General features: G+C 74.7%; 1 protein-coding gene. It reads left to right on the top strand.

Annotated elements, in window-relative coordinates; all coding sequences use genetic code 11:
* Positions 1-229 (top strand): biotin carboxylase N-terminal domain-containing protein (locus tag KVS71_RS19615; RefSeq protein WP_302677837.1); only part of this gene is annotated, 229 nt, incomplete at both ends.

The raw sequence follows: 229 nt of genomic DNA, 5'->3' as shown, positions 1-229 counted from the left end.
CTCGGTCCATGGGCTCAGGCCGGCCGAGGCGTCCGAGACCGCCGAGCGCGGGCCCCCGGTCCGCGCCTACCTGGATGTCGGCGAGATCATCCGCGTGGCCACCGAGGCCGGTGCCGACGCCATCTACCCCGGCTACGGCTTCCTCTCGGGGAACCCCGAGCTGGCGGAGAAGGCCGGGGCGGACGGCAACGTGTTCATCGGGCCGCCGGCGGAGGGCCTCGGGATGGCA

It is taken from the genome of Microbacterium sp. GbtcB4, from assembly GCF_019091465.1.
In the GTDB taxonomy this organism is placed as follows: Bacteria; Actinomycetota; Actinomycetes; order Actinomycetales; family Microbacteriaceae; genus Microbacterium; species Microbacterium paraoxydans.
Note: the sequence above shows the minus strand (reverse complement) of the source record. Positions and strands in the feature narration are given on the sequence as shown.